22 protein-coding genes and 2 pseudogenes are annotated in these 25,374 nt (G+C 65.6%); 13 read left to right on the forward strand and 11 right to left on the reverse strand.

The genetic code is table 11. The features are described 5' to 3' along the window. Positions 1 to 418: 418 nt before the first annotated feature. Positions 419 to 949 (forward strand): hypothetical protein, encoded by a 531-nt coding sequence (locus JYK18_RS03980; RefSeq protein WP_206800809.1) that lies wholly within the window; start codon positions 419 to 421, stop codon positions 947 to 949. Between the two features lie 65 nt (positions 950 to 1,014). Here JYK18_RS03980 and JYK18_RS03985 read toward each other — a convergent pair whose 3' ends face one another. Together JYK18_RS03985 and JYK18_RS03990 are read right to left on the reverse strand one after the other, a co-directional pair. Beyond that, a complete protein-coding gene (locus JYK18_RS03985; protein WP_206800810.1) occupies positions 1,015 to 2,010 on the reverse strand; it encodes a hypothetical protein in 996 nt (331 codons plus the stop codon). Continuing rightward, positions 2,007 to 2,555 (reverse strand): RNA polymerase sigma factor, encoded by a 549-nt coding sequence (locus tag JYK18_RS03990; RefSeq protein WP_206800811.1) that lies wholly within the window; start codon positions 2,553 to 2,555, stop codon positions 2,007 to 2,009. Before JYK18_RS03990 ends, JYK18_RS03985 begins: the two co-directional genes overlap by 4 nt. Before the next feature lie 320 nt (positions 2,556 to 2,875). Between JYK18_RS03990 and JYK18_RS46430 the strand changes: the two are divergent. The 4 genes and pseudogenes from JYK18_RS46430 to JYK18_RS04005 all read left to right on the forward strand — a co-directional run. Next, positions 2,876 to 3,111, forward strand: a pseudogene (locus JYK18_RS46430) (3-beta hydroxysteroid dehydrogenase); the annotation flags it as partial. A 314-nt stretch (positions 3,112 to 3,425) separates the two neighbouring features. Beyond that, positions 3,426 to 6,368: an FxSxx-COOH system tetratricopeptide repeat protein gene (fxsT, locus tag JYK18_RS03995; RefSeq protein ID WP_206800812.1), complete on the forward strand. Its 2,943-nt coding sequence runs from the start codon at positions 3,426 to 3,428 to the stop codon at positions 6,366 to 6,368. A gap of 253 nt (positions 6,369 to 6,621) precedes the next feature. Further along, positions 6,622 to 6,900 carry a hypothetical protein gene (locus JYK18_RS04000; RefSeq protein WP_206800813.1) on the forward strand — a complete coding sequence of 93 codons (279 nt, stop codon included), beginning with the start codon at positions 6,622 to 6,624 and terminating at the stop codon, positions 6,898 to 6,900. Next, positions 6,897 to 7,376: a hypothetical protein gene (locus JYK18_RS04005; RefSeq protein WP_206800814.1), complete on the forward strand. Its 480-nt coding sequence runs from the start codon at positions 6,897 to 6,899 to the stop codon at positions 7,374 to 7,376. Before JYK18_RS04000 ends, JYK18_RS04005 begins: the two co-directional genes overlap by 4 nt. Before the next feature lie 45 nt (positions 7,377 to 7,421). Here JYK18_RS04005 and JYK18_RS04010 read toward each other — a convergent pair whose 3' ends face one another. Next, on the reverse strand, positions 7,422 to 7,928 hold the full coding sequence (locus tag JYK18_RS04010; RefSeq protein WP_206800815.1) for a hypothetical protein: 507 nt from the start codon (positions 7,926 to 7,928) through the stop codon (positions 7,422 to 7,424). A 755-nt stretch (positions 7,929 to 8,683) separates the two neighbouring features. Between JYK18_RS04010 and JYK18_RS04015 the strand changes: the two genes are divergently transcribed. Next, positions 8,684 to 8,839, forward strand: a complete 156-nt coding sequence (locus JYK18_RS04015; protein WP_206800816.1) for a hypothetical protein — start codon at positions 8,684 to 8,686, stop codon at positions 8,837 to 8,839. Beyond that, positions 8,836 to 9,192 carry a hypothetical protein gene (locus JYK18_RS04020; RefSeq protein ID WP_206800817.1) on the forward strand — a complete coding sequence of 119 codons (357 nt, stop codon included), beginning with the start codon at positions 8,836 to 8,838 and terminating at the stop codon, positions 9,190 to 9,192. The genes JYK18_RS04015 and JYK18_RS04020 overlap by 4 nt, the downstream gene beginning before the upstream one ends. Positions 9,193 to 9,278: 86 nt before the next feature. Here the strand turns inward: JYK18_RS04020 and JYK18_RS04025 are convergent, their stop codons facing one another. Beyond that, on the reverse strand, positions 9,279 to 11,003 hold the full coding sequence (locus tag JYK18_RS04025) for a hypothetical protein (protein ID WP_206800818.1): 1,725 nt from the start codon (positions 11,001 to 11,003) through the stop codon (positions 9,279 to 9,281). A 261-nt stretch (positions 11,004 to 11,264) separates the two neighbouring features. Between JYK18_RS04025 and JYK18_RS46435 the strand changes: the two genes are divergently transcribed. Further along, positions 11,265 to 13,628, forward strand: coding sequence for a P-loop NTPase fold protein (locus JYK18_RS46435; protein ID WP_242578938.1), 2,364 nt, complete (start codon positions 11,265 to 11,267; stop codon positions 13,626 to 13,628). 65 nt (positions 13,629 to 13,693) lie between these two features. Here the strand turns inward: JYK18_RS46435 and JYK18_RS48260 are convergent. From JYK18_RS48260 to JYK18_RS04055, 6 genes and pseudogenes are all read right to left on the reverse strand, one after another. Continuing rightward, positions 13,694 to 13,966 (reverse strand): annotated as a pseudogene (locus JYK18_RS48260) (substrate-binding domain-containing protein); the annotation flags it as partial. Then, entirely contained in the window at positions 13,924 to 14,154 is a 231-nt protein-coding gene (locus tag JYK18_RS48265; protein ID WP_206800820.1) for a hypothetical protein, read from the reverse strand. The gene JYK18_RS48265 and the pseudogene JYK18_RS48260, both read right to left, overlap by 43 nt. 318 nt (positions 14,155 to 14,472) lie before the next feature. Continuing rightward, positions 14,473 to 15,291 (reverse strand): hypothetical protein, encoded by an 819-nt coding sequence (locus JYK18_RS04040; RefSeq protein WP_206800821.1) that lies wholly within the window; start codon positions 15,289 to 15,291, stop codon positions 14,473 to 14,475. 326 nt (positions 15,292 to 15,617) lie between these two features. Then, entirely contained in the window at positions 15,618 to 16,634 is a 1,017-nt protein-coding gene (locus JYK18_RS04045) for a hypothetical protein (RefSeq protein WP_206800822.1), read from the reverse strand. 83 nt (positions 16,635 to 16,717) lie between these two features. Beyond that, entirely contained in the window at positions 16,718 to 17,215 is a 498-nt protein-coding gene (locus JYK18_RS04050; protein ID WP_206800823.1) for a toll/interleukin-1 receptor domain-containing protein, read from the reverse strand. Between the two features lie 302 nt (positions 17,216 to 17,517). Next, positions 17,518 to 17,847 (reverse strand): hypothetical protein, encoded by a 330-nt coding sequence (locus JYK18_RS04055; protein WP_206800824.1) that lies wholly within the window; start codon positions 17,845 to 17,847, stop codon positions 17,518 to 17,520. A gap of 206 nt (positions 17,848 to 18,053) precedes the next feature. Between JYK18_RS04055 and JYK18_RS04060 the strand changes: the two genes are divergently transcribed. Then, entirely contained in the window at positions 18,054 to 18,209 is a 156-nt protein-coding gene (locus JYK18_RS04060; protein ID WP_206800825.1) for a hypothetical protein, read from the forward strand. 32 nt (positions 18,210 to 18,241) lie between these two features. After that, on the forward strand, positions 18,242 to 18,886 hold the full coding sequence (locus JYK18_RS04065) for a histone deacetylase (protein ID WP_206800826.1): 645 nt from the start codon (positions 18,242 to 18,244) through the stop codon (positions 18,884 to 18,886). Here the strand turns inward: JYK18_RS04065 and JYK18_RS04070 are convergent. After that, positions 18,883 to 20,421, reverse strand: coding sequence for a hypothetical protein (locus JYK18_RS04070; RefSeq protein ID WP_206800827.1), 1,539 nt, complete (start codon positions 20,419 to 20,421; stop codon positions 18,883 to 18,885). The two genes, JYK18_RS04065 and JYK18_RS04070, sit on opposite strands and share 4 nt — an antisense overlap. Before the next feature lie 831 nt (positions 20,422 to 21,252). On the opposite strand from JYK18_RS04070, the gene JYK18_RS04075 reads away from it, so the two are divergent. The 3 genes from JYK18_RS04075 (at position 21,253) to JYK18_RS04085 (ending at position 25,248) form a co-directional block, all read left to right on the forward strand. Then, positions 21,253 to 22,323: a hypothetical protein gene (locus tag JYK18_RS04075; protein WP_206800828.1), complete on the forward strand. Its 1,071-nt coding sequence runs from the start codon at positions 21,253 to 21,255 to the stop codon at positions 22,321 to 22,323. 1,006 nt (positions 22,324 to 23,329) lie between these two features. Further along, positions 23,330 to 24,349 carry a transporter substrate-binding domain-containing protein gene (locus JYK18_RS04080; RefSeq protein ID WP_206800829.1) on the forward strand — a complete coding sequence of 340 codons (1,020 nt, stop codon included), beginning with the start codon at positions 23,330 to 23,332 and terminating at the stop codon, positions 24,347 to 24,349. Then, positions 24,328 to 25,248, forward strand: coding sequence for a hypothetical protein (locus JYK18_RS04085; RefSeq protein WP_206800830.1), 921 nt, complete (start codon positions 24,328 to 24,330; stop codon positions 25,246 to 25,248). The genes JYK18_RS04080 and JYK18_RS04085 overlap by 22 nt, the downstream gene beginning before the upstream one ends. Positions 25,249 to 25,374 lie beyond the last annotated feature (126 nt).

Here is a 25,374-nt window from a genome sequence, read left to right on the forward strand (position 1 = left end):
CCCGGTCCGGGCGGAACCACCAGGCCGCGGGGAGCGCCGCGAGCGGCGTGCCGACGCGCTGGTCGAACTTCTCGGCCGCGCTCTTGGCCGGCCAGCGCACGCTGGTCCACGCGCTGACGACGATGCCAAGTTCCAGGTACCGCCGTGCAGGTGATCATCTTCCTGTCAATGAAATATTCGCTACTCTGTTCGATGAGCAATCCTGGCGTGTGGTGAATTTTTGCAATGATCTTTTGCGCCCGGTTGGTCGTATACTGTCGCGATAACGGCACGGTAGGTTAGGGTTCGAGCTTGATTCCTTACCGGCAAGTCCACTTAAAATGTGGATAAGCCGGTTCTCGGGGGAGGTCGGCTCATGTTTTCTGCATGTACCGACAAAAAGGGTTTGATGAAACGCGTATTGAGCAGAATCGCCGCCATGTCCGCGATCGTGCTGGCGCTCCCGCTCGCGGGCGTCGCGACCGCCTCCGAGTCCCAGGCAAGCGGCGACGGCCAGTACTGTTCCTGGCTGGTCGGCCCCGCTCCGGCCGACGGTGGCGTCTCGCCGGTGCTGGCCAACGAGTGTTCCGATGTATCTCCCGAGGACGCGCAGGAGCGGATGAGAACCGCGGCGTCCCAGGGATCGACGGCAGCCAGAACCGCTCTGGTAGACGTTCCCATCATGTACTGGTACGAGCACACCGACTTCAACAACATGGGAGGCGCGAAAGGGGAATTCACCACCATTTTCGGCAGTGCTGGGCCCTGCGATGGAGCGGGGTACCGGGTTGAGCCGACCTACTGGTGGAAGCACAACCTGTCCTCCATCATCGGCGGCAGCAACTGCGATTTTGCCAGGCTGACGAACATCGCGCTGAACAGCTCGCAAGAATTCGGGATCGCGGGCTACTACGCCCGCTATCTGGGCGGCTTCCACGACAACGTCGGCCTCACCCAGCCCCACGCATGACCTGGGCAGGGCAAGTGTGAGCCCGTGCGTGAGGTGGCCAGAGTCTCAGGCCGCCTCACGCACGGTCACCGCCGCGGCTGGCTGGTGAGGTCGGGCACCCGTGCGGCGTACTCCCACAGCAGGTAGTCGGTCGTGGCCGGGGTGGCCACGCTGTAGCCCCGCTCCTGGGTGTCCGCGGTCAGCGCGACACTCTCGGTGCCCAGCAGCAGGCCGGTGTCCGGATCGAGGAGCAGGTACAACTCGAGGTCGGGAAACCTGTCTCCAGGCAGGTGCCGGGTCACCGAGAAGACCGTCGCCGGGCGACCGGCGCGATCGGTGGTGCGGCCCGCGGTCCGGATGCCGGGCTGCTCGGCCAGCACCTGCAAGAACGCGGACGCGGTCGCCGGTGAGTGCAGCTGCGGGCCCCACCGCAGGGTGGCCTCCAGCCACCAGTGCGCCGGCTGGCCCTGTCCCTCGGCGCGGAACTGGGCCACCAGCGCCGCGGGGTCGGTGCCCGGCGCGTACGGCTGCCCGGTCAGCGGCCGCTCCAGCGGCGGCAGCGCGCCGTGACCGGTCATCGCTCGGATCTCTCGTCCGGCGCCGTCGGGCCCCAGCCAGCTCTGGATCCGGGTCTGGGCCAGCTCCGAGCCCAGGAACTCGCCCTTGGTGTTCCTGTTCGTGACGAATGACCACTGTGCACGCTCGGAGTACAGCACCGGGCCCTCGCCGGCAAGGCTGGGTTGCCGGCGGGCACGGTCGGCCAGCTCGCGCAGCGCCGCGACAGGATCAGCGCCAGCGGCCGCGGGCTGGAGGGCCAGCAACGGCGGGGTCGGCACGGTCGCGGTCGAGGAGCCGAGGACCTGGTTCACGGTGACTACCGCGCCGGCGGCCACGGCCACGGCCAGCCCGGCCGCAGCCAGCACCCGGCGGCGCCCGAGCCCTGCCCGCGGTGCCAACACCACCGCGGGGTCCACCTCTCCGGCAGGCGGGCGCCACTGAGGTACGTGGTCGTCGGCCGCGGCTGACGGAGACAGCTTCTGCGCAGCCAGCCGCGCCCGCGCCCGCTTGATCTGTGAGGTCATCGCGCTTCCTTTCCCGCAGCCATCACCGTGGCACCGTCCTGCACCGCAGCGGCCACCGTGTCCCACCGGGCCAAGCCGTCGGCGAACCGGCGGCGCGCCCGATGCAGCCGCACCGCGAACGCCGTGACCGAACAGCCCGCCACCCGCGCCGCGTCCCGCCCGCTGAGCCCATCCCATTCGGTGAGCATCAGCGCCTCCCGCTCCCGCTCACTCAGCTCGGCCAGCGCCGCGAGCACCGTGACCCGCTCCAGCACCACCTGCTCGGCTCCCCCGGCGACCTCGCCCGCGGCCAGCCGGGCCAGCTCCACACCCAGCGCGTCCTGGTGCGCACGACGCCGACGGTGATTGGCCAGCACATTGCCCGTGGTCACCAGCAACCACGGCAGCTCCCGCCCGGCCGGTAACCGATCCCGCTTGCGCCACGCGATCAGGAACGCCTCGTCCACCGCCTCGGCCGCCAGATCCGGCGGCGCACGATGCAGCGCATACGCCGAGACCCGCGCATACAACTCGCTGTAGAGCTGCGCGAACCGCTCCTGCTCCATCAAACCCGCGCCTTCCCACCCCGCTGCTACCTGGCCACCTGCCTAGTACTGTCGCCAGCCCCCGCGATTCTTACGCGAGCTCGGGAAGTTTGGAGAGAGGACCGTCAGGTCCTGCTCGATCACCCGCGCCGGAGTCACCCGGGTGTTCTCGGATCGGCCAGACGCCGGGCGTGGGCAAACAGGGCGCGCACGACTGGTGCAAATCCGCGATCGAGGCCCAGGAACATGTCCTACCCGAGTACCACGACACGCCCGCGCGCGAGCCGTGCTCAACGACGAACCCGAGCAGGAAGAACCTCCGCCAGCCGCACCTGCCCCGGGCCGGCACCTCCTGGCATGCCGTGGCCGACGAGGGCGACCAGGTACGTGACATCGCAGCCGTCATCGGCCGGCGGCTTGGCCCGCCCGTCGAGTCCGTGCCGGTGCAGACCTACGGCCCCTCGGTGTCACCTTCGCGGCCGACCAACCCGCGTCCAGCATCCACACCCGACAGGCGCTCGGCTGGGATCCGAAGCACCCGAGCCTGCTGGCAGACCTGGAGAACATCCAGCCTTGACCGGCAGCGCTCCGCCACAGCCCAGACGTGCAGCCGCCACGACCACCACGCCTCCGACACCGGTCAGGTACAACTTCGCCCTTGCCCAGCTTCGCGACAATCCACGAAGAGGTGAACGGGCTACCGCCCGTCGAGCGGATGGACGACTTGGCCGCCGGCAGTCCGCCCGATGCCGCCGCACCGCCGCCCGCTCAGCGGCATGAGCGGATGTTTACGGACGGTGATTGGGCGTGTAACGCGACTGGGGTGTCGAGCGACGGTTCACTAAGCCGAGGTCGCAGAGGAGCGGTCCGAGGTCGATGTGGGGGCAAGCGGTGACCGAACTCGTCGAGGTGAGTGCGGACGAGGCCCCGGTGTTGGACGTCGTGTTCGTGCACGGCCTCGACGGCGATGCCCGCACAAGCTGGTCAACGAAGCGGGAAGGTTCGTTCTGGCCGGAGTGGCTCGGGCGGGACGTTGAGGGATTGGCTGTCTGGTCGCTGGGGTATGAGGCGGCGTCGAGTCGGTGGTTGGGTCATGCGATGCCGATTCAGGATCGGGCGATCAACCTGCTGGCCTTGCTGGAGAGTCACGGGATCGGGCAGCGCCCGCTGTGTTTTGTCACCCACAGCATGGGTGGGCTGGTGGTGAAGGAGATGCTGCTGCACGCGGCTGATGGCCGGGCCGACTACACGGAGTTCGCCACCGCCACTCGAGGCGTGGTGTTCCTGGCTACCCCGCACACCGGCTCCGACATCGTCACCAAAGCTGTCGTTAAGGCGCTGAGCGTCGTGTATCGCAAGACCGCGGCGGTCGACGGCCTGGAGCGTAATAGCGCGCATCTCCGTCAGCTCAATACTAAATACCGTAATTGGGCCGTGGAGCCGGCAACGGATATCAGGCACAAGATCTTCTACGAGACCCAGGTGACCAAGGGTGTGCAGGTGGTCGACGCGGGCTCGGCCGATCCCGGCATCCCGGGTCAGACACCGGTTCCGGTCGATGCGGACCACATCGGCATCTGCAAACCCGCTGCTCCCAGCGACCTGGTCTACGGCCAGATCAAGCATTTCATCACCAGGATCGTCACCGCGCTGCAGACCAACCCGGGAGGCGCTAACCAGCAGGAGACCCCTCAGGACGTTGGCGCTGGGGGCGTTCGTGCTGTGTCGGGGGTGCCGGTGATGGAGTCGCTCAAGGCTGTGCACGGGGTGGGTCGTATCCCGGAGCAGCCGGATGTGTTCGTGGGCAGGGTGCAGGAGTTGGCTCGGTTGGAGGCCGCGGTGGCCGGGTCGGGTGGTCGTGCGGTGGTGGTGGCGGTGCAGGGTTTGGGCGGGGTCGGCAAGAGCACCCTGGCCGCCCGGTTCGCCGCGCTGCACGCCGGCTGGTTTTCCCCGGTGTGGTGGGTGACAGCTGATTCAGCGGCGGCGTTAGAGGCGGGTTTGGGTGAGTTGGCCGGCGCGCTGGCGCCGGAGGCGGTGGTGCTGCCGTCGGAGCAGCGTGTGGAGCTGGCTGTGCGGTGGCTGGCGACCCACCAGGGCTGGTTGCTGGTGCTGGACAACGTGACCAGTCCGCGGGATGTGGCGGGCCTGCTGGGGCGGGTGCGGACCGGCACGATAGTGATCACCAGCCGTCAGCGCTCGGGATGGCGGGCGGTGGAGACGGTGCCGCTGGACGTGCTCACCGACGACGAGGCCGTGCGGTTGCTGGCCCGGATCGTGTGGTCAGAATGGCCCGAGGCGGACATGGCCGGCGCGGACCGGTTGTGCGAAGAGCTGGGCTGGCTGCCGCTCGCGGTCGAGCAGGCCGGGGCCTACCTCGCGCAGACCCGGACCAGCCCCGCCGGCTATCTCGAGTTGCTGGCACGGTTTCCGGCGCGGATGTTCACCGCGACGGCGGAGGGTGGTGACGCGCAGCGGACGATGGCGCGGGTCTGGCACGTCACCCTCGACCACCTTGCCGCAACCCCGGCCGCGGGACAGGTTCTGCGGCAACTGGCCTGGTATGCCCCGGACGGAATCCCCCGGGCTCTGCTGGCCGGCGCGGTGGTGGAACCGGAATTGTCCGAGGCGCTGGGCCGCCTGGCCGCCTACAGCATGATCACCCTCACCGGCGACACCGTCGCCGTGCATCGCCTGGTACAGGCGGTCACCCGCACACCCGACCTCACCGACCCTCACCGCCAACCCGCCGATATCGCCACCGCCCGCGACACCACCACGACCACGCTGGCGACCACCCTCGCCAACCTGGATCCACACACCCCCGCGGACTGGCCCACCTACCGGATGGCCCTGCCCCACGCGCGGGTTCTGCTGGAAAACACCACACCCGACACCGACACCGACCAGGCCAGCCGCGTGCTCAACGAACTGGGCGCCTACCTCAAAGGACAGGGCGACGTCAGCACCGCCATCGACTACTACAGCCGAGCCTGCGACAGCCACCAACGCCTCCATGGCCCCGACCACCCCGCCACACTGCTCTCGCGCAACAACCTGGCGAGCGCCTACGAGTCGGCGGGCGACCTGGACCGGGCGATCCCGCTATACCAGGCCACCCTCGCAGAGCGGGAGCGGGTGCTGGGCCCCGACCACCTCCACACACTGCTCTCGCGCAACAACCTGGCGAGCGCCTACGAGTCGGCGGGCGACCTGGACCGGGCGATCCCGCTATACCAGGCCACCCTCGCAGAGCGGGAGCGGGTGCTGGGCCCCGACCACCCCGACACACTGCTCTCGCGCAACAACCTGGCGAGCGCCTACCAGTCGGCGGGCGACCTGGACCGGGCGATCCCGCTACACCAGGCCACCCTCGCAGAGCGGGAGCGGGTGCTGGGCCCCGACCACCCCCACACACTGAGCTCGCGCAACAACCTGGCGGGCGCCTACCAGTCGGCGGGCGACCTGGACCGGGCGATCCCGCTACACGAAGCCACCCTCGCCGACAGCCAGCGGGTGCTCGGCCCCGACCACCCCCACACTCTGAGCTCGCGCAACAACCTGGCCTACGGCTACCAGTCGGCGGGCGACCTGGACCGGGCAATCCCGCTATACGAAGCCACCCTCGCCGACAGCCAGCGGGTGCTCGGCCCCGACCACCCCGACACACTGCTCTCGCGCAACAACCTGGCCTACGGCTACCAGTCGGCGGGCGACCTGGACCGGGCAATCCCGCTGTACGAAGCCACCCTCGCCGACAGCGAGCGGGTGCTCGGCCCCGACCATCCCACAACCCAGATCATCCGCTCGAACCTCGACGGAGCGCGAACGACCTGAAGCTGCGCCACCGTGCGGTCGCTACGGTGGCGCCGAACATCCGCTCATCGGCATGAGCGGAGGTTCGCGATCTTGATCACCGGCTGTGGGCGGCCGAAATACGGAGAAGGGGGCGCTGGGCATCGTTACTGTGGATGGCGTGGAGCGCCGTATCGACCTCAGCAACCTTGATCTGGACCGGGCAGCCGAGATGGTGGCCGCCCGGTGCGCCGGCTGGCGTGAGCGCGGTCTTATGGTTGCCGAGCTCACCTAGATGGACAATGACGTCTCGTGGCCGGCGCCGCTTCTGTGGGATCGCGGCCTGGTGAGTCGGCCGAAGTCGTTGGGTGTGCGGGTGCACGGGGAGGCGGGGGAGGCGGAGTTCGTGCTGTACGCCGGCGGCTGGGCGGACGTAATCGTCATTCAACCACACATCGACGAGCCGGCCAGCGAGTATGTCGAACTGGACGACGTTGAGGAGTTCGGGTCCGTGCTCGACCGCGTCGTCGGGTTCCTTGCTTCAACCGGTCGAGCGCGAGGTCGGTCGTCGTGAACGGTCACGAGATCACCGCAGCGTTCGACGACATCTTCGACCAGGCGCTGATCTACCACGGTTTCACCGACTACATGCGCGACTACGAGATCGTCGCCTACTGCACCGCCGATCCGCGGACCGGAATTCCGCCGGCGCACCTGCGCTACCGCTTCATCCACTGCGTCCGCGCATCGGTGACCTCGTCGGTGCCTCCGGAAATCTGGAGCCGATCGCTGGACGACCGGCTACTCGACTTCGACCAAGGCCCTGAACCCGACGGCTACGGCTGGGGCGCCCGATGGCAGGTGCTCTACCCCGGCGCGAAACTGCTGCCCGGCACCGCGGAAACCGCCATGTGGGCCGACCGGCTGGGACGCCCGTTCCACGAAGCCGTGATCGAAGCCAACGGCCACACCATCACCCTCGTCTTCTCCGACCTCTCGGTCGACCACATCGAGCCCGGCTACGCGCCCTTCACCGTCACCGATCTCTGACCCACCCGACTCCCAGCACGAGTAGACGTTGGCCGCCACCGTGTCCTAGCCCGTACCGGTACGCAGGAGGGCGTACTCCTCTCTCCACTCCGATGCGGATTGTGGCGGCGCGAGTTCCACTCCAGCTATCCCGCCGGTTGCGCCGAACTCCGTCATGAGCGCGGCCATCAGAGTGGAGGCCTCGTCCGTCGTTTCGGGCGCGTTCAATGGATCGTCGAGACTGAGGCCGAGTACGAGGGCTCCTTCTTCGGTAATGGTGATGATGGCGCCATAATGCGCGATTGCTCGTAGGTACAGGGAGAAGACACGTTCGGTTTCGCCATCCCGGCTCAGCTCCGCCAGCGCGTCAGCATCACCACGAGCGGGTTCGCGCAAGACAAAAGTCCGAACGAACGCAGGGAATCGTGGATCGCCCGGCTGCTCGACGTCAACGTAGCGATCAATGAAGCGCGACAGCGAGCCGTCCACGTCGCCGGGCTCGACCCACACGTAGACATCGATTGCTGGGGGCACACCGGATGGTACCGCGCTGCCCGGCCGGGTCACGCTCATCGGCATGAGCGTGCGTTCGATTGACGTGGTTCTCTAGCCTAAGCAGCAGCGCTAGCTTGAGGAGCCGCGTCGGCGGGCATCGTGTCTACGTCCACCGAACTGCAACTATCAGGTGAGGGCTGGCCCGTTGCCCGGCAACTGCTCCTGCCAGCGAGCGAGGCTGTCGCGGGTCCTCAGAGTGTCCGGATGATCAGGCCCCAGCACCCGCAGCTCGTCATGAAGCAGCTGCTCCAACACGGCGACCGCACCCTCTGGATCACCAGCTTCCCCACGCCAGCGAGCGACCTGCCCCACCGCGAACGCAGTGACGGCGACCGCCCCTGTCGCCCCGGCCACCACCACAACGGGTTCTCCTTGACGACGGCCAGCCAGGGGAGAACGACAGCAGTGGCCAGATTCACTGCGATCGCCACCACGGTGGCCGCGACCGCCGCGGCGATGATCACGATAAACAGGAGCGCGAGAGGCCACGGCCGGCGCAATCGCCTTCGCAAGGTGCCCACCAGTCCCCCATCGCGTCCAGGTCGCGGCTGTGGCCGTCACTCATGTCGCGTAAGCTCACCGACCTCCAGAGAGACGTTGCCACACACCCTGCATGTTCAGGACGGAAAACCGTACCGCCTCGATCGACGTTCTGGAGAAGCTGATCGCCGCTCAGGGGGGCCATCACCCCGGGCGACGCGGGTGGCGTGAGGCCCTGCCCTGCCGATTGCTTTGCGGAAGGGTTGACACCGAACGCGATCGTATGGCGGACAGTGTCGAAGGCGGCCAAGGTCCTGGCGAAAAAGGTCCTCGTGGTCGACACGATCGCGAAGCTGCTGCAGGTGGCAGGCAACCTGCTCAATGATTTCAACACTCAGACGCCGATCCGCGGCGCCGAGATCCGCCCGCCAACACTGGGCTACTCGTGAACGAGGACACCGACCCAAGTCGCGAACCGCACGGCCTCACACCTGAGCGTGAGCCTGGCGAGGTAGCACCGGACGACGCCGACCAGGACGCCGTCGCCGAAGTGCTGGCCGACGGGCCGCTCGCCATGGCGGGCCTGTACCGGCTGGCATCCGCAGCGGACCGAGCGCACATCGACGAAGAGCTCGACGAGCTACTGCACACCCTGGACCGGATGCCCAGCAGCGTGGCCGAACCCTGGCTCGCCGAGGCACGGTTTGACCGTGGGCGGGACGGCCAGCTTGGTCATACTGACAACCAGAGAGCCGAAAGGCAAGCGATGAGTGGTCGCGCCGAAGAACGCGAGCAAATCTGAAGATTGCTCGCACCCAAGAGCGTCGCAACCGCGTTTCGCAACACCGAACAGTTTCTAGGAACGCTAGACTCCACAATACCCGACAATCAGTTTGGCGGTTCGCTGTCCGAACAGAGTTCGAATCCTTTCGCGTAGTCTTCTCGGCCTACGACGATGCTTTCGACAGGGCCAGCCTCGTCCATCGAGTGGAACCCGATCGCACCACCGGGACCTATCACTAGAAGGTGGTATCCACCTGCATCTGCATCTCGTTCGATCGGACTTCCCCGGTACGCTGCCTCGGCCTCAGCGTACGTGCTTCCTACTCGGATTCCTTTGTCCGTCCTGGCCTTCGCGGGAACTCTGATCCCGATGACCCGGCCGTCGCGGTTGAGAAGGATCGAGAGTCCGCCCGTACGGTCGCCACCCGAGTCCGTGAGGTAGGTGCAAGGCCCGATCTGATGTTCGCTCAGAGGTGTACTGCTCTTCTCCACAGCCTGCTGTTTCGTCATTCCTACAGTGACGCCACCGTAACCGGTAAAAGTCGCAACACGCTGAGCGGACACGCTGCCGCCCAGGTTCAGGATGAACGCTCGGTCCAGCGTCGGCGACGTGTTGTCCACAACTACTTGGGCAAGAGCCGCGACCAGTTTTGCCGCAGTGTAGATCTTGACGAACTTGCCAAACAGGCGGAGCCCGTTCGCCAACTTATCGACCTTGCCGGAGAACTCACGGTCAGCAACGACCGTGGCTTGGTCGCGGCCATTCGCGGCGGCGACAGCCGAAACGGCGGCGGCGGCCGCTCCTCCCGGAGAGGTAACAGCCTGCGCCGTGCAGGTCACGAGCGTCTGGATGAGGACACCCAGGGCATCGGAACTGTCGGGAGCATCGAGCACCAGCGTCTTGGCATCGCCACAGTCAGCGAGGAAGTACGCCAGCGCGGCCAACGAGGTTGAGTCGTTCAAGCCGAGCAGTTCCATGGCCAGGCCCGGCAGGATCGTGCCGGCTGTGAACTCCGTCTGGACCGTGATCTGGGTGTCTTCACTCGGGCGCGCCCAGCCCATCGTCACGTCTTGGCCGGGCATCAGCACGACTTTGTCCCCGCCTACGTAGTCCCGGACGATCTTGCGGACAGTTTCGCTCTGACCCTGCACGTCGGCGTAGGCGACACCGCGTGGAACACTCACTTCCACTGGGAGTCCCCGGTTGTTCCGGACCCTCAGTTCCACTCTGCCCGAGTTGTCGGTGACGCATCCGGTTGTCATGTCCGACCTCGCCATTGTCGGCTGAGCCCACTTAGGAGGCGGAGACCCGCAGGTCGGAGGCGCAGTCTTGCCGACAGCACGGTCACGCAACCATTCAGCTGCGCTGGTGATCCACCCGGTCGCGAAGGGCGAGAGCGCCATCCGATCGGCGACGATCGCTCCGGGTGCCTCTCCCACCTCCACCGGATACCAACCGACGGCACCGTCGTAGTGGAGTAACACCGGGACCGTGCCTACAGGGCCACCAACACCGTCGAAAGTGAGCCGAACGGGCTTCGCCAAGGGAACACTCACGGCGATCTCCACTGGCGGAGCAGCAGCAATGAACCCCGGCAACCGGGGCGCTTCGACCTCCGTCGGCGTCGCGGAGAGTATCGCCTCCCGGTCGACGGCACCGACACCCAAGGTGACCTTAAGATGCGGACCGGCATCGATTTCTGCGGCCTGAGTGGGCGAGAGTACTTGGCGACTCCCCGCGTCCGACGCGTTCTCGCCGGCACCCGAGGTACATGAGCTGAGCATCAGTGCGAATACACCAGCAAAAACCAGTTGCTTCCGTTGCCTCACATCAAGGAAGGTCGCGACGGCTTCCGACTCGTTACGGGAGGTACGTCCTCCCAGGCTTCCCTGGCTCGCCCAGCTTGAGCATAACTGGCTGGTGCGCAGCTTCGGCCGGATGCATGAAACGACGATGCGTGGAAAGTGCGCAAAGTGCGCAGGTGCTGCGTGGCTTACTCGCGGAAGCAGGCGAGCCCAGAATACTGGGCTCGCTGGGCGTAACACCCCGATGCAAGCCGTCGACTCCTCCGACAGATAACCGGAGGGCGAATGAGCAACGACAACGCGGCCACGGCGTGGCTGACCGACATCCGGGTTCGGCTGTTGATCGACAACGCACTTACCAGGGCCGATCTGCGCGGACTCGACATCGACGAAGCCGAGGTGCGCAAACGGGTACTGGCGCAGACGCCCAGGCTTACCGATGGTCTACGGGTTGAACTAGCCGCGCATCAGAAAGCCAACACGGTGGCCGACGGCGTCTCGGCGGAGCTGGACAAGCGCCTCGTTCGCCTGAAATGGGGACAGGTCGCAGGCAACGCCCTGGCGGGCGCCTGGCTGTTGCTGCTGCTGCAGTCGATGTACAGGATCGACTGGCCATGGCCACACGTCCACTTCGGCGTCTTTCCATCGTGGGACAATTCGTTCACCGCAATGTTGTTCGCAGGTTTCACCTGCGCCGCCGTGATCATCGGAAACTTCGCGCTCCGCGCGATCAAGAACGCGATCAGGCGCCGCCACCGCAACTCGGCTGTCCAGCGTGAGGTCGCCAACACCGGTGTGAACCTGACAGACCGGGCGCAGACGGAGGTCGAAGCCCTGGTCCGCGAGGCGGTGAACGTGCTTGACGCCCCGGACGCGGCCACCGGTTCGCTGCTCACCACTGCAGAAGCTCCCGCGCTGGTCGATCTCAACACGGTGGACACCGTCTCCTCGGTGGGGTTGCGCCAAGTCGAGGAGTTCATCGACCGTCACCCGACCTCCGCGATCGGCGTCGCCGGCCCACGCGGGGTAGGCAAGAGCACCGTACTGCGGCGAGTCTCAGCCAACAGCGTCGGCAACGAGCAACGCAAGCAGCGAGTGGGCGTTTACGTCCAGTCACCCGTGTACTACCAGGCCGCCGACTTCGTCCGCACTCTGCACGAGGAGATCGCTAGGTCCATCCTAGAAGACGCTCATGAACGGTTCGAGACGCCGGAATTGCGAATCGAACGCCGAATTAGGGCCCTGCGGAGAGCCATCACCGCACTGTTCTTCTTCTGCGGTCTCGCGCTGTCTTTAATCGCCATCAGCGGATCTTCACTCCCGACCATCCCCCCGTCCGGGGTGCTGGGAGGGGTCCTGATCGGGGTCGCCTATATCTACTTGTTCTTCGATCTGGCCGCTTCACGAGCCGGGCGTCGCGCCGGCCGCTACGCCTCCGACGAGGTGTTGCTGGCCCAGCGCGAGATCCGCAAGCTCACGTGGAACGCCAACGTGAGCAACAAGGAAAAAACCGTGCTCAAACTGCTGCCAGGGCTCAACTCCGACAGCGAACAGCAAGTCGCCTACGCCGAACGCGACCGCAGCCATCCCGATCGCGTCGCCGATCTGCGCAACTTCCTGCAGGAGTTCCGCCGGATCTCCAGGGTGCCCGTGGTGGTCGCGATCGACGAGCTGGACAAGATGGCCTCCGCCGAGCAGGCGATCGAAGCAGTGAACGGACTGAAGGACCTGTTCCACATGCAGAGCACCCATTTCGTCGTGTCGGTGTCGGAAGACGCCCTGGCCGGCTTCGCACTGCGCGGCGTGCCGGTACGGGACGTCTTCGATTCCTCGTTCGACGACGTGGTCCGCATGCGGCCGTTCTCGGCGGAGGACTCGGTGAACCTCCTGCTGGGCCGGACGGTCAAGTTCCCGCGCGCGGCCTCTCTGTTCTGCCACGCGCTCTCCGGTGGGCTGCCGCGTGACCTGATCAGGGCCGCCAGGAGAACCGTGGACGTGCGACGGCTAGCCGGCGAGGACATGCACGTTGAAGCGGCGTTCCGAGTGGTGGTGCGCGAGGACCTTATAGAGGCAGTGGAGGCAGCCGGGGTGAGGGCTCGAGAGCACGGCACGACCGACGACGAGGTCTCCCTGTTCAAGCTGAAGCTGGCCGTCGCCGACTCCTCAGAGCTAAGCCTGTCCGACCTCACGGCGCGGCCGGAACTGCTCACCTCAGTAGCGAGGGAACTGGCATCCTTTGTGCTAACGCTGGTTACCATCCGCGAGTTCTTCGAGCAACTGCTGCAACAGAAGTACTGGCGGCAGTCGCTCAAAGCGCCGGAGACCATCGCGCTGATCGACGAACTCGCGATGGCCAGGGCGCAGGTAGGGACGTCGCAACTTGACTGCGTGCGGCGCATCGTCGAAATACGGAAACGGGCCCAGTTGGCGCCGATTCCGGACTCGATCACGCACCGCACCGCGCCCAGTCTGGCCGCTTACAACGGTCGTGCGAACTGGCGCAAGTTAGTGAACGTCTCACCGAGATGGCTGCCAAGAGGTCGCGAACGACCGCGCGCAGATGACCTTGGCCAGCGAACGTCGCGCGGCAACGCGCTCAGCTCCGAGGCCGACCCGAACTCCGCCTCACCAAGAGCTGCGGCAGGGTAACGAATTCGTTCGCCGACAGCGATCGGCCCTCGGCGCGGGTGATTGCGCACTAGCACCGTGGCCGCGGCGAGAGCGCGCGGTTCTTGGCTGACCGAGGTCAGTTCAACGTTGTCTAGCGAGGCGAGGCGGGTGTCGTCGTAGCCGACGACGGAGAGCTGGCCCGGTACGTCGACACCGCGCATCCGCAGGGTCAGCAGCTCGGCCACCTCAGCGGACGTCAGCGCCCTCGCCCACACCGCCAGAGCCTCGATCTCCGCGGCCTGCGGTCCCAGGTTCACCGGCCGTAGGCCTCTTCCTAGCGCCAGGCGTTGCCCTCGATCGTCCGGTTGGCCACCCACTCGCGAGCCTTCTGCCCCAGCGCGATGCGGGCGTCGGCGTCTTGCAGCAGCTCCGTCAGCCCTGCGGGCCACCCCGACGGGTCGAGCACGAGCACGCTGGGCGCACCGGACATGTGTGCGTCCCCGTACGGCCCGCTGTCCGAGATGATGGACGGGATGCCGAGCGCGCTCATCTCCAGCAGCGCCACTCAAGGCGAGGTGGCCGGCAGCGGCGAAAGGATGCCGCCCAGGGGAGGGAGTTCCGGTGGTGGTGTCCCGGAAGTCACGCAACTTGTCCAGCAGGCCCGCCTTCAGAAACGCCTTGATCAGCGCCAAGACACGCCGGTCTACGAACACGGATTCGCAGCCGGTCCATCAGGGCGGGGTGCGAGATTTCGTCGAAGCAGGCGGCGATATCGCCCTCGAAGAGCTGCTCGGCCAGGTGGTGGTCCAGGCCGCAGCACGATGTCCGGGGATGCCGGGCACCGGTCGGTGTCCGGCACCCCCGCTCTAGCGTCGGTGAAGTGTCACCGGACGGGCTTGGCGCACATGAGCATGTGCCACCAGAAGGGGCCGTAGGTGGTGCATCTGTAGCCGTTACGTTCGTACCACCACTTGACGGCCTGGCTGACGATGGCTTGCAGGATTATGCGGGCGCCGATGACGACGAACCACGCCGGGTCGGCCACGACGGGGTAGGCGGTGGTGTCGTGGTGCTCGACGACCTGGCGCAGGGTGGTGCCGTCGAGTTCGAATCGGGTGGGCACTGCGGCGCCGTGGGCGTCGCGGGCCCAGGGCGCGGCGATGGTGGCCGCGGGGGTGCCGGTGGCGTCGAGGACGGTGGCGCCGCCGTCAGTGAGCAGTGCGATCTGGCCGCCCTCGGGGACGGTCACGCCGAAGTCGAACGTGGTGGGGGCCGAGGGGCCGTCGATGGTGATCAGGGCCTGCACGCCGGTGGAGGTGGGCTTGACCGCGATGTCGGTCTGGGGGGCGGTCTGGGCGTAGACGGTGGTGCCGTCGACGACCACAGCGTCGTGGGCCTCGGTCGCGCTGGGCAGGCTCATCGCGATGCTCGTGCCGCCCGGTGTGTCGAGTTCGATGTCCTCCGAGGGGTCGGCCGGCACGGTGACCGTGGCGCCGGAGGTGGTGCGGACGAGGGTATCGCCTTCGTCGGAAACCTCGAGCGCGGCGGGGCCGGTGGTGCCGGAGGCGGCCTCGGCCAACCGCGCGGTGTCGGTGGCCTGCTCGACGACCGCCTCGTCGGCCACGGTGGTCACGACCGCCGGGTCCTGTTCCGGGTCGGTCTGCGCGGTCGCGGTGCTGGTTGTGGCCAGCACCATCGCCACGGTGGCGGCGCATGCCGTGAGCACCATGGCGTAGCGGGAGGATCTGCGTCTGGAACGTCTGTGTAACACGTGGGGCTCCTCACCTGCAGTGCCGCCGATTCTGTGGGCGGCAGGTGAGTGGGAAGTCGCTGGCCGACACTCCATCGCTACGTTTCGTGCTCGATGAATACGAACCGTTACTCACCAAGGTCTGCCCCGACCCAGCCCGCAGTCCCGCTCGGGCCCGCGGCACGTGTAACAGGGGATCTCGTCTGGGCGACTCACGAGTGCCGCAGAGAACGGAGCCCGAAAGTCATGACGCCGAGGCTGCTCGCTCGGACGCCGATCTAAGCGTAGATGGCGATCGGGAGCACGGTGAACGACAGACCTGGAATGGTCGCCGGAAATTCAAGATCGAAAGGCGGCGGCGTCTCGCGATCGTCGTCGTTCGTGAGTCTCAGGAATTTTCTCATGTTTTCGTCACTCTCAGCGGTTCGCTCCATCAAAACAGTAAGCTGCGAGAACAGGGAATCGACCCATTCGTTGTTCATCCGATGCAGGAACTTGTTCTTCCGGAAGATGGGGACGTGCCGTTCGGGTCTGGTGATCACCTTGCCGAACACGGTGAAGGCACCGTCCAGCGGCCGATCGGGGTCAGCGGTGACGAAGTGCTCAGCCTCGCAGGCCACGAGCGCGGTGAGCTCGGTTTCGATCTCGCAGTGAAACTCCGTGGTGGTCCCGCGGCGGAAATCAGTGTGCAACGCGCTGGTGACCGTCCGCGCCAAATCGGCTTTCGTGGTCGCTTCCTGCTCGGCGACCACCCACTGGGCTTTCACCCGTTCGATATCCCAGTCGCCGTCGATCTTGGGCAGTTTCGCTTTCCGGACGGTGTACCTGGTGACCTCGGCAACCGCGTCGGGGCTGCACAGATCCAGCAACGCGCTGATTGGGTCCTGTCGGAACGTGCCCTGGAACTTCACCAGGTCACCCGGAGCCAGATCGCCGGCGGTGGCGCTGTCCACGGTGCGCGTCGACTTGTCCAGGAGGGCATGCAGGTTGTGCAGGTACAGGGCGATGTCGCGGGACATGGCGACCCGCTGACGCTGTGTCCAGGTGCGCGCGTCCTTGGTCGCAGAGTCGCCTCCACCGCCCAGTTCCCCACCGAGCTTTACCAACGGGGTGGTCACGCTGGCGTTCACGCCGGCCTTGCCGGTCTTCGTGCCGGTCCTGGACGCATCGACGGTGTCGGTGGTCTCCACCTCGCTGGAGTTCGGCAGACCATCGTTCGTCGCGCTCTGGTAAAGACTCCCCATGAAGTCGGCATTTTGATAGACGATCACGCGTGGTTCCTGCTCACCGGGCATCTCAAGATTGTCCTACGAACGCGACCGCCGTGCTCCACCGAGGCCGGGTGACCGCAGCCGAACGGTGACCGGCTCGGCAAGGTCTACGCGGCGGAGAGCGCAGCCGCTGCGGCGGCGATCTTGGCTGCGACGTTGTCCAGGGTCGACTCCTTGGTACTCAGTCCAGCGTGCGAAGCCAGCAGCGGGCTGATGTTGTTGAGGTCTTCGAAGCTCACCCCGTGCAGGACAGGGATGACGCGACGCGTCGAAAGCAGTGCTGCGAGCTCCTGCTCGGCCACGCCCTCGGACTCGATGCTCTTGAGCAGCGCGGGCGTGACCAACACGATCCCGACGCGGGAGTTTCGTAGCCCCTTGTCGATCTCGCGGATCATCAGTGAGCCGAGTGGGAGGTCTTCTTCGCTGAACCACACCGAGGCGCCGTTCGACTTCAGGTGGCCGTATAGCTCTTTCGCGCTGCTTTCCCGGTCGGCCCAGGCGTGGCAGAGGAAGAGGTCGCGGCGGTCCGGGTGCGCCTGAGCCTGCTCGCTGGCCTTCTGGGTGAAGGGCTCGACGGTGCGCCATTCGGCAGGTGTGTACGACACCGTCCTGCCGGTCCTGGTGCGGCGCAAGCCTCCGACGCCTGACGAGCCGCCATAGCCCCCGCCGCTGTAAGACGACCGGCCGCTGTAGGAAGAAGTCCGTGGCGGGTCGTAGGAGGAGTAGGAACGAGACGACCTCGACCTTCCCCCACGGCATGCCGGGCAGTTCGCAGCAGCCGCAGACGAGCGGTGGCCCTGGACTGGTGCAGTGCATTGCGCCATAAGTACATCGTAGAGGCACCCACCGGCACTACTGAGTCGTTTGCCGCACGGCGAGTCACCACCGAGTCGCACGACATCTGCCCTCAGTCCGAAGCGCGCCCGGACGACGCTGAGCCGTGCTGGTGGCTCGCGCGATGCCGGCGCATTCCGTAACTTCCAGGCACCCCCGAGACGTTGCAGTCATCGATACCGCACCGCTCGCGGACGCCCAGTTCGATAGCCCGCTCATGCAGGTTCACCCCACCCGGCCCGTAGCCGCGGTCGACAATGCGCTGCGCGACGGTGTCGCCGTGGTGAATGGCGTTGAGGTCGGCGTCAGCTTTCTTGTCGTGCCCCTGCCGGAAAAAGGCCCCCGGCGCGATCTCGCTGCCACAACCGCAGTAGCACCAGCCCGAAGGATTCAGAGTCGTCATCAACCAAGCATGTCAAGGCATTCAAGAAAGTCAAGTATTACTTGACCTTTCCTGTGCCCGGCAGCGACGATGGCAGCGGCTCACGGCCACCGTGGCAGCTGCGCAGCTCGCCGCCGTCACTGTGCTGTGGCTAAACCGCGGGACCGACACCTCCCCGGCGCCCACTCCCGCACCCGAGCAGCACTCCGCCGGGCCCTCCGGCGCCGATGCTGCTGGCGGCGATGCCGTTCGCGGGCTCGCCGAGCATGGAGCTCAAGGCTCCTGAGCACAACCACTGGATCGGGCAGGCCCGCCCGTCCGACACGCTGGTCACCCACGCTATATGCGAATGCGAGCGGCGCTTTCCCTGGACCGTGCCGTGAAGGTCCGGGGAAGACCCCTATACCGTGGTGGGATGAGCGCGCCTTCGCCGGAGTTGGTCTGGTATGCCAGCTACGGGTCCAATATGTACGCCGAGCGGTTTCGGTGCTACATCGAAGGCGGCACGCCGCCTGGTGCTGAGCGCGAATATGTCGGCTGCCGTGACCGCAGCCCTGCGCGCCGGATCGCGGAGAGCGAGTTTCCCGGGGGCGTCTACTTCGCGACGGAATCCCCGGTTTGGCACGGCGGCCGGGCGTTCTTCGATCCGGCGATGCCGGGGACCGCGGCGATGACGGCGTACCTGGTCACCCAAGGCCAGTTCGCTGATATCGCGGCTCAGGAGATGTATCGCGAGCCGGCCGCGGACCTCGACCTGAGCGCCGTGCTGGCCACGGGGCGGCACCAGGTCGGGCCGGGCCGCTACGAGACGTTGCTTCACGTTGGTGATCTCGACGGTTACCCGGTCTTGACTTTCACGGCCCCCTGGTCGGTGTCGGAGGTTGAGTTGAATCCGCCGTCGGCCGCCTACCTGAGCACGCTCGTGAAAGGATTGCACGAGACCCACGGCTGGCCCTCGGCGAAGATCGCAAGGTATCTTTCCCGGCTACCCGGTGTGCGGGGCCATTGGTCCGCTCAGGAGATCGCCGATCTGGATCCGGACACCCGGTCACCCCGTTAGCGGCGCGGACGGCGCCGTTCCCGCCGGTTGGCGATGCGCTGGCCAAGCGAGACCCGGAGGTCGTGCTTCAGGCGGCCACGTATCCGCGTGAGCACGCCGGCCGCGACGAGCAGGATCAAGCCGCCGAGGCTGATCAACTGCGCCTGCACACTGTGGAGGATCGACACGAGGCCTATAAAGGCCAGCCCCAGGAGCAGCAACATCTCGCGCATTTCCTTGCGTAGCTGATAGCGGCGGCTCGGGCGGAGCCTGACTGTGGCGAGCTTCTGACCGGCCAGGTGCAGGGCGGAGCGGGTGGCGCTGTCCAGGAACACCCACGGGAGGTCCGGGTAGACCGCCAAGGCGTCGCGCGAACTGGGGAATCTGCACGACAGGTCACCGCCGTGCAGCGATTCGCGGCGCTGCTGGACCACTTCGCTGGTCTTGAACGCCTTCGCACGAACCTGTTTGACCACGCCGCCAGGCTCGGCCACGCCTTCGATAATCACCTCATCACCGGGCTGGACACCCAGGATGCCCAGCGTCAACTCGTCGAGCAGGCAGACTTCCTGCTCCACCGTGGGAAGATCGGCCGTCTGGACCCGGCAGACGACATAACTCGGTCTGCCGGCGATGAAATCGAAGGCCCGGTTACGGCGAACCTTCACCGGGGTCAGCACGACGTCCTCGCCGATCTCCGCGCCGATGGCATTTCTGATCAGCTGGTCGACTTCGACCGCTCGTTCGCCCCGGAGACCGGAATGGGGGATCGGGCGAGCGAGCGCCTGGACCTTGGACTCCTTGGTAGCTGTGCCGCTGGCGGCAAAGGAAACGAGGACCTGGCGGCGGCCCAGCCGTGCCGCGAACTCTGGTGGAACACGAACGGTCGGCTGACCGCAACGGTCGAAATCGTCCGACGAGCGAAGCGTGCGCAAAGCACCGTCGGCAATCGGATGAACCGGCGGTTCATCCTCGTAGCAGACAGGAATGGACACACCATCGGCGGTCGTCGTCGACTGTTCGCCGTAGCGGTAACAATGCGACAAATTCTCGCCCGATGGCATGACGATCCGGAACTGGGCGCAAGATAACAAAACGCGGTGCAACTCCTGTTCATCGTCCAACGCAGCGAGCTGCGTCCGGTCCGGCCACAGCACGAACAGGCCGCCCGTAGGATCGGGGAAGCCGGGCGGCCCCGGGGGGACATAGGTCACGCGGACGATGGGCAGTGCAAGGGGCGCTTCGTGTGTGGCGAGTGTGCGCAGGAGCCCCTCGGGTACGGTGTCGGGTCCCGTCGCGAGCACCGGGACTCGCTGCGCCATCGGTGTCTGGTTGTGCCGCAGAAGAATATAGTTGAGCGGCAAGGAGTCGGCGGCACCGCCGTCGTCGTGGACTTTCGGGAAGGCCCCGGTGACACGCCATTGTGGCATCCTCCGGCCGGGCACCGGCCGCAGCGGATGAATCGCTTCACCCAGCATCAGAATTGAGGCGGTAGCCGGTGCGTCCGGCCGGTCAAGCGAGCCGGCGTGCGCCTTGGCGAGCTCTGTTTTGCTCATGAAGATCCGTTCCTCGATCTCTCGACGGATGTCGCGCGCTGCCGGTGAAGGTGTCGTCAGCGAGGACGACCCGTTACGGGCATTCGTCCGGCGTAGCGCAAATGAGCCCGAGCCGTGACCTATGAAAACCCCGGGCGACGGGCTACCACTAGCCCGCCGGCTAGGAACTCCGTAGGGTCAATGCTCCTCCGACTGCTGTCACTGTCCATCGCCACACCCACCGCACAACTCCACACCAGCACACCACCGCCTCTGCACGAGCCCCGCCCTGAACCGCCGTTCTAGTCTGCTGCAGCGCAATGGCAATAGATCCGGATCCGCGGGGTGGCTTCCCAAGGATTCAGTGATCGTATGCAGCCAACGATCTCTCGACGGGGTCTCCCGGTCTCATCGTTGTGCCAGACCGCGCTGCGGCCAGCGTGAAGACGCGTTGCAGGAATCGATGCAGTTCCTCCTCGTATTCGATCCGGTGCGCCAGCGCAGGCGCTGTGTCGGGCTTTACGGGCTCGCCGACGACTTCGGGCGTTCGATGCGTGCTACAATCGAGACACAGAGCTAATACTGGCAGGTCGGGGAAGCCACCGTCACGAACGAGCCCAGGACACACTAGAGAACTGTCACGGATCCTTAACGCCGGTGACCTTACATCTCAGCAACACGCCAACGCCGCCGCACAACTCGCGGCCCGCATCGGCCCGGAACAGCCAGCGCCACTACCACACCTGCACCCAGCCGTCCAGGGAACAGCCACTGTTGCCACCGTAACGCGGCACTCGCGGATAGCGACCTTAGGGTGTGTCCCGACCCACACCCACGCATGGCAGCACCGTAGTGGCGACGCTGGGCATCTTTATGGTGCTCATCGCCCTGGCATTCAGCGACGAGTTCTTGTCCATATTTCTGCAGGTGGGAAGCCTGTCGTCGATTGGGTCGGATTGGGTCCTGATCGGCGTCGATGCAGGACTTCTGGCGATCATACTACTCGTAAAGGCACTATTTCGTCGCAGAATCAAGGGAAATCGTAGCCGCCGAGACATCTGGACCTGGTGGTTTGTCGGCGCTGCCCTCACCCTGGCCCTCGACTTGGCCACCGCCCTCTTTCCCGGCCACCTCTATCAAGTCGAACGCGCTCGAGTACCGGGTGAGCCACCGAACAAGGACGGCATACCAGTCTGGTTCGACCTTATGGCGAACCTCGCGTTTACCATCGGCCTCGCATTAGTCCTTATGGCGACACTCCATGCAAGCCCGAGCCTGGTTTTCAGCCGAAAGCGACGCGAAGGCAACAAGGAAGAAGTCAGACGACTCTGCGCTACCATTCCGCTGCTTGTCGGGACCCTGGTCGCCTACTTCGCCACAACTTGGTGGCAACAGGATCTCGATGACCCGCCGACGACATCTGGATGCCCTTGCGATCAGCCCACTCTGATCGACCAGGAGTTCTTCGCTCAAATGAGCCAAGTTCTTGCTTTACTCATCGTCGCCCTCGGCATCGAGGTGGGATTTTTCCGTCGGTTCATCTCAGACACCGGCCGAGCACCTATCGCCGTGTTCGCCATCTCAACGCTGTGCATCGGGGATATTCTGGCCCTCTCCGCGCTAGTGAAACCCATTGAATACCTCCAGAGCTGGCATGTATACGCAGCGTTCATCCTTTCGATTGAGGCATGCGCCGTTGCCTTCTGCACGGTGATCTGGGTTCTGACGTCCCGGCACGCCAAAGAGAACGAAGAATTCCACCCATTGATTAGAAACGTCGCGATCAATCAAGTACCCACTGCACCGACTCCGGAGCCACCAGGGAAAACGGACACCGCCCTACGCATAGGAGCCTGGTTCGCGGCTACCATCGCAGCCACAGCGTGGGTCGTGCACTCTGTGATCCGGCGGCACCGGCCGTAAGCGATCACGGAACAGCTGGGATATTACAATATCCCCAATACGTCAACCCGCGCACAGGCTCGCCCCGATACCGCTAATCATGAGCTCGCCCACTCGCTGCGCCGCTGGGCTGAAGCCGAAACCTACTGATCAACAACGCCGGAAACCGTCGCCGAAGTGCTGGCCGACGGCCCGCTCACCATGGCCAGCCTGTAGCGGCTGACATCAGGCGCAGATCGAGCGCAAATCGACGAAGCGCTCGGCGAACTACTGCACACCCTGGACCGGATGCCCAGCAGCGTGGCCGAACCCTGGCTCACCGAGGCACGCTACGACGCAGAAGATTGTCCATCGACCGGGCTTCGTGGCCGCGCGTCCGCATCGTCGCTGCTGTTATGAAGGATTCGCGTTGGCCTGTCGAACAGCGGCACAATCAACGCTTGGGTGCTCCAACAGCATGGTCAACTCAGCGACGGCACCACGACCGCTGGACTCCGGCGCCGATCCAGGCACTGACCGACGTGGTCGGCATCGCCGCGGGCCCGTTTGACCACGAGCCAGGTTCGAAGTCGTAACCATAGGTGGCCCTGAAGGGCGTCGACGTCGTGCGTGCGCTGCCTCCGAAGCGCATTCCTTGCACGGTGCTGGCGAGGTCAAGCACGCCGGGGGCGGATTCAACCCAATCGCCGAGGATCGGTTCGGTTGAGGCGTGAAGCAGGTTTCCGGGGTAGGCGTCGCCGTCGACAGGCCGGCACCAAGCACGGACTCCAAGGCAGCGTAACGAACTCGGAGTTCTCTCTGCTCCCGGGATAAGCCACCTGATCATGGACGCAACCCGCCCAGGCGGGAAAAAACCAACCTAGGGACAGAAAAAGAACTAGGCAAAATCACCCGAGTGGCCGATCAGTCGATCACAACAGACAGCCGAAGATTATCCTTCAATGCATGACAAACATGGGAGGGTGGTTTGGCCGACAACGTTTCGAAAGTCACCAGGCCTGAGTACCGACTTAGCCGCGGAGCCCGCTTGTTCGCGCTCATCGTTGCGGTAATCCTGCTCGTGGTGTTCGCTCTAGTTTTTTGGTGGCAGTCCAAGCCATCCAAGGATGACCTGCGCGAGGAAGCTGGACTCATCGGCAAGGCCGAGTTGATCATTGGCACCGTCGAGGATATTCCTGGAGTCGGCTACCAAAACCCGATGACAGGAACGTACAGCGGTTTCGATATAGCTATCGGCTACCTGGTCGCCGCCGATCTCGGCTTCCGGCCGGACGAGGTGCGCTTCCTGGTCGTGGAGAACGAAGACCGGAGCCGTATGATGGCCGCTGACGAACGCGGCCTGCCGCAGACTGCCGACCTCGTGATCGCGCATTACAGCATCACCGACGAGCGCGAGCGCAAGACTGGCGTCAGTTTCTCCCAGCCCTATCTGGAAACCGAGCAATCGGTGATGACCTTGCGCGGCCACGAACCGATCGATGACCTGACCGCACTGAGCGGGAAGTCGGTATGCACGATCAGCACCTCAACCTCCCGTCACCCAGCTGAGGATGCCGGTGCGACGGTGATGAACAAGAGTAAAACCAGTGAGTGCATCCAACCCCTGCGCGATCGGCAAGTCGATGCGGTAACCACCGACGCGGCGATCCTCGCGGGCTTCATCGGTGCCGAGCCGCAGACCTTCCAACACCACGACATCGGGCTGGAAGCCCCGGAGTCATGGGGCATCAACACCGGAGGCAACGAACCATTGAAGACCTTGGTCGACCTCTCCCTCTACGGTTCCAAGCACGATCCGACCGACAAGCGTTGGGAGGACGCTTACGACCAGAACCTCCGCCCACTCGAAGCCGCCAGTTTGCCCCAATTCATCGCCAACAACCAGCAGCCCAATGTGGAACAGGTGGAGGTCCGCCAGTGGCCGTGGGAGAGGTCCGTGGACGTAGTACGCCCGGCGGTGGTCCGGAGACACGCGGGTTTCAATGGACACTCACGCTACTGCCCTCGTTTCCGATTGCGCTGCTGGTGCTGCGCCTGTGGCACCTGAGCCGCCAGGACCTGCACACCATGCTGCTACTGGTGCAGAACGTCGGCCCGCTCGACCTGGTCAGCTCACTAGTGATCACGCTGATGTGGGTGCCTCCGGTGTTCCTGCTCGGCGGACACGCGCTCGGCCTGCTCTACGTAGTGAGCGCGCCGCCGGGGGCGCCCGATTCATGGCTCAGCCGGACCGTCGACCGCACGCCGGACTGGGTGCTCGTAGTGACCGCAATGTGGGCGGCAATCGCTTGGGAACTGCGCTTTCTTCCCGCGCTGGCTATGGTCGTGCTGATCATCCTCGGGCTGACCATGCGGCAGCGATATCCGGAGCGAACGCTGATAATCCGCAGTGTTTGCCTGGCACTGCCATTGGTGGTCGCGCTCGCAACCTATCTCTGGTTCGGCCAGGCGATCGCTGATGCCTTCGTGCGTGGCGAGGTGACACTCGCCCTACTCTTACTGGTGCCACCCCCGCTCACCCCCATGCTGACCGGGCCGATCCCGGCACGGTTCGCGCGGGCAGCCACGCACGTGCCCGCCGCAACGGCCGCGCTACTCGGGCCGTTCCTACTGCTGGCAATCTTCCTGCAGGCACCGGTACTGCCATGGGTGGCGCTGGAACTGAACGAACCGAGGCAGGTGGTTCTCGGCAGCGTGGTCACCGTGGACGACACGATGACCACCCTGCTCGACGACGAGGCCAAGGTGCGGTTTGTGCCAAACAGCAGCGTCGTGGCCAAGGTGCTGTGCGAGGGCAGCGAATCGGTGCCCTACAGCACGGCCACCGCACACGGCTGGCCGGTGGAGGAATCCGCGCTTTCGTGGGCCCTGCCCGCGAAACATCCGACAGGACCGGACGACCCCCGCTGCGAAGGCCGCCCGCTGCTCACTCCCGCGGCTCGCTGAAGTCCCAAGCGACCCACCACACGCTCGCACCCGCGCCGCGCTCGACAACCAGCTCGCCAGCGCCCGATCAAGTGCGAGTGCCCGGTGCAGGTGCTCGGTGACCTGCTCATGCTGTTCCAGCTGGGA

The sequence above is a fragment of the Amycolatopsis sp. 195334CR genome (assembly GCF_017309385.1).
GTDB lineage: Bacteria > Actinomycetota > Actinomycetes > Mycobacteriales > Pseudonocardiaceae > Amycolatopsis.

Bases quoted from the DNA above. Each gene is read 5' to 3' on its own strand.
- JYK18_RS04065 (WP_206800826.1), top strand. From the start codon at position 18,242: ATGAGCGCGCCTTCGCCGGAGTTGGTCTGGTATGCCAGCTACGGGTCC.
- JYK18_RS04070 (WP_206800827.1), bottom strand. From the start codon at position 20,421: ATGAGCAAAACAGAGCTCGCCAAGGCGCACGCCGGCTCGCTTGACCGG.
- JYK18_RS04000 (WP_206800813.1), top strand. From the start codon at position 6,622: ATGGACAATGACGTCTCGTGGCCGGCGCCGCTTCTGTGGGATCGCGGC.
- JYK18_RS04045 (WP_206800822.1), bottom strand. From the start codon at position 16,634: ATGCCCGGTGAGCAGGAACCACGCGTGATCGTCTATCAAAATGCCGAC.
- JYK18_RS03980 (WP_206800809.1), top strand. From the start codon at position 419: ATGTCCGCGATCGTGCTGGCGCTCCCGCTCGCGGGCGTCGCGACCGCC.
- JYK18_RS04055 (WP_206800824.1), bottom strand. From the start codon at position 17,847: ATGACGACTCTGAATCCTTCGGGCTGGTGCTACTGCGGTTGTGGCAGC.
- JYK18_RS03990 (WP_206800811.1), bottom strand. From the start codon at position 2,555: ATGGAGCAGGAGCGGTTCGCGCAGCTCTACAGCGAGTTGTATGCGCGG.
- JYK18_RS04010 (WP_206800815.1), bottom strand. From the start codon at position 7,928: ATGAGCGTGACCCGGCCGGGCAGCGCGGTACCATCCGGTGTGCCCCCA.
- JYK18_RS04060 (WP_206800825.1), top strand. From the start codon at position 18,054: ATGCTGCTGGCGGCGATGCCGTTCGCGGGCTCGCCGAGCATGGAGCTC.
- JYK18_RS46435 (WP_242578938.1), top strand. From the start codon at position 11,265: ATGAGCAACGACAACGCGGCCACGGCGTGGCTGACCGACATCCGGGTT.
- JYK18_RS03985 (WP_206800810.1), bottom strand. From the start codon at position 2,010: ATGACCTCACAGATCAAGCGGGCGCGGGCGCGGCTGGCTGCGCAGAAG.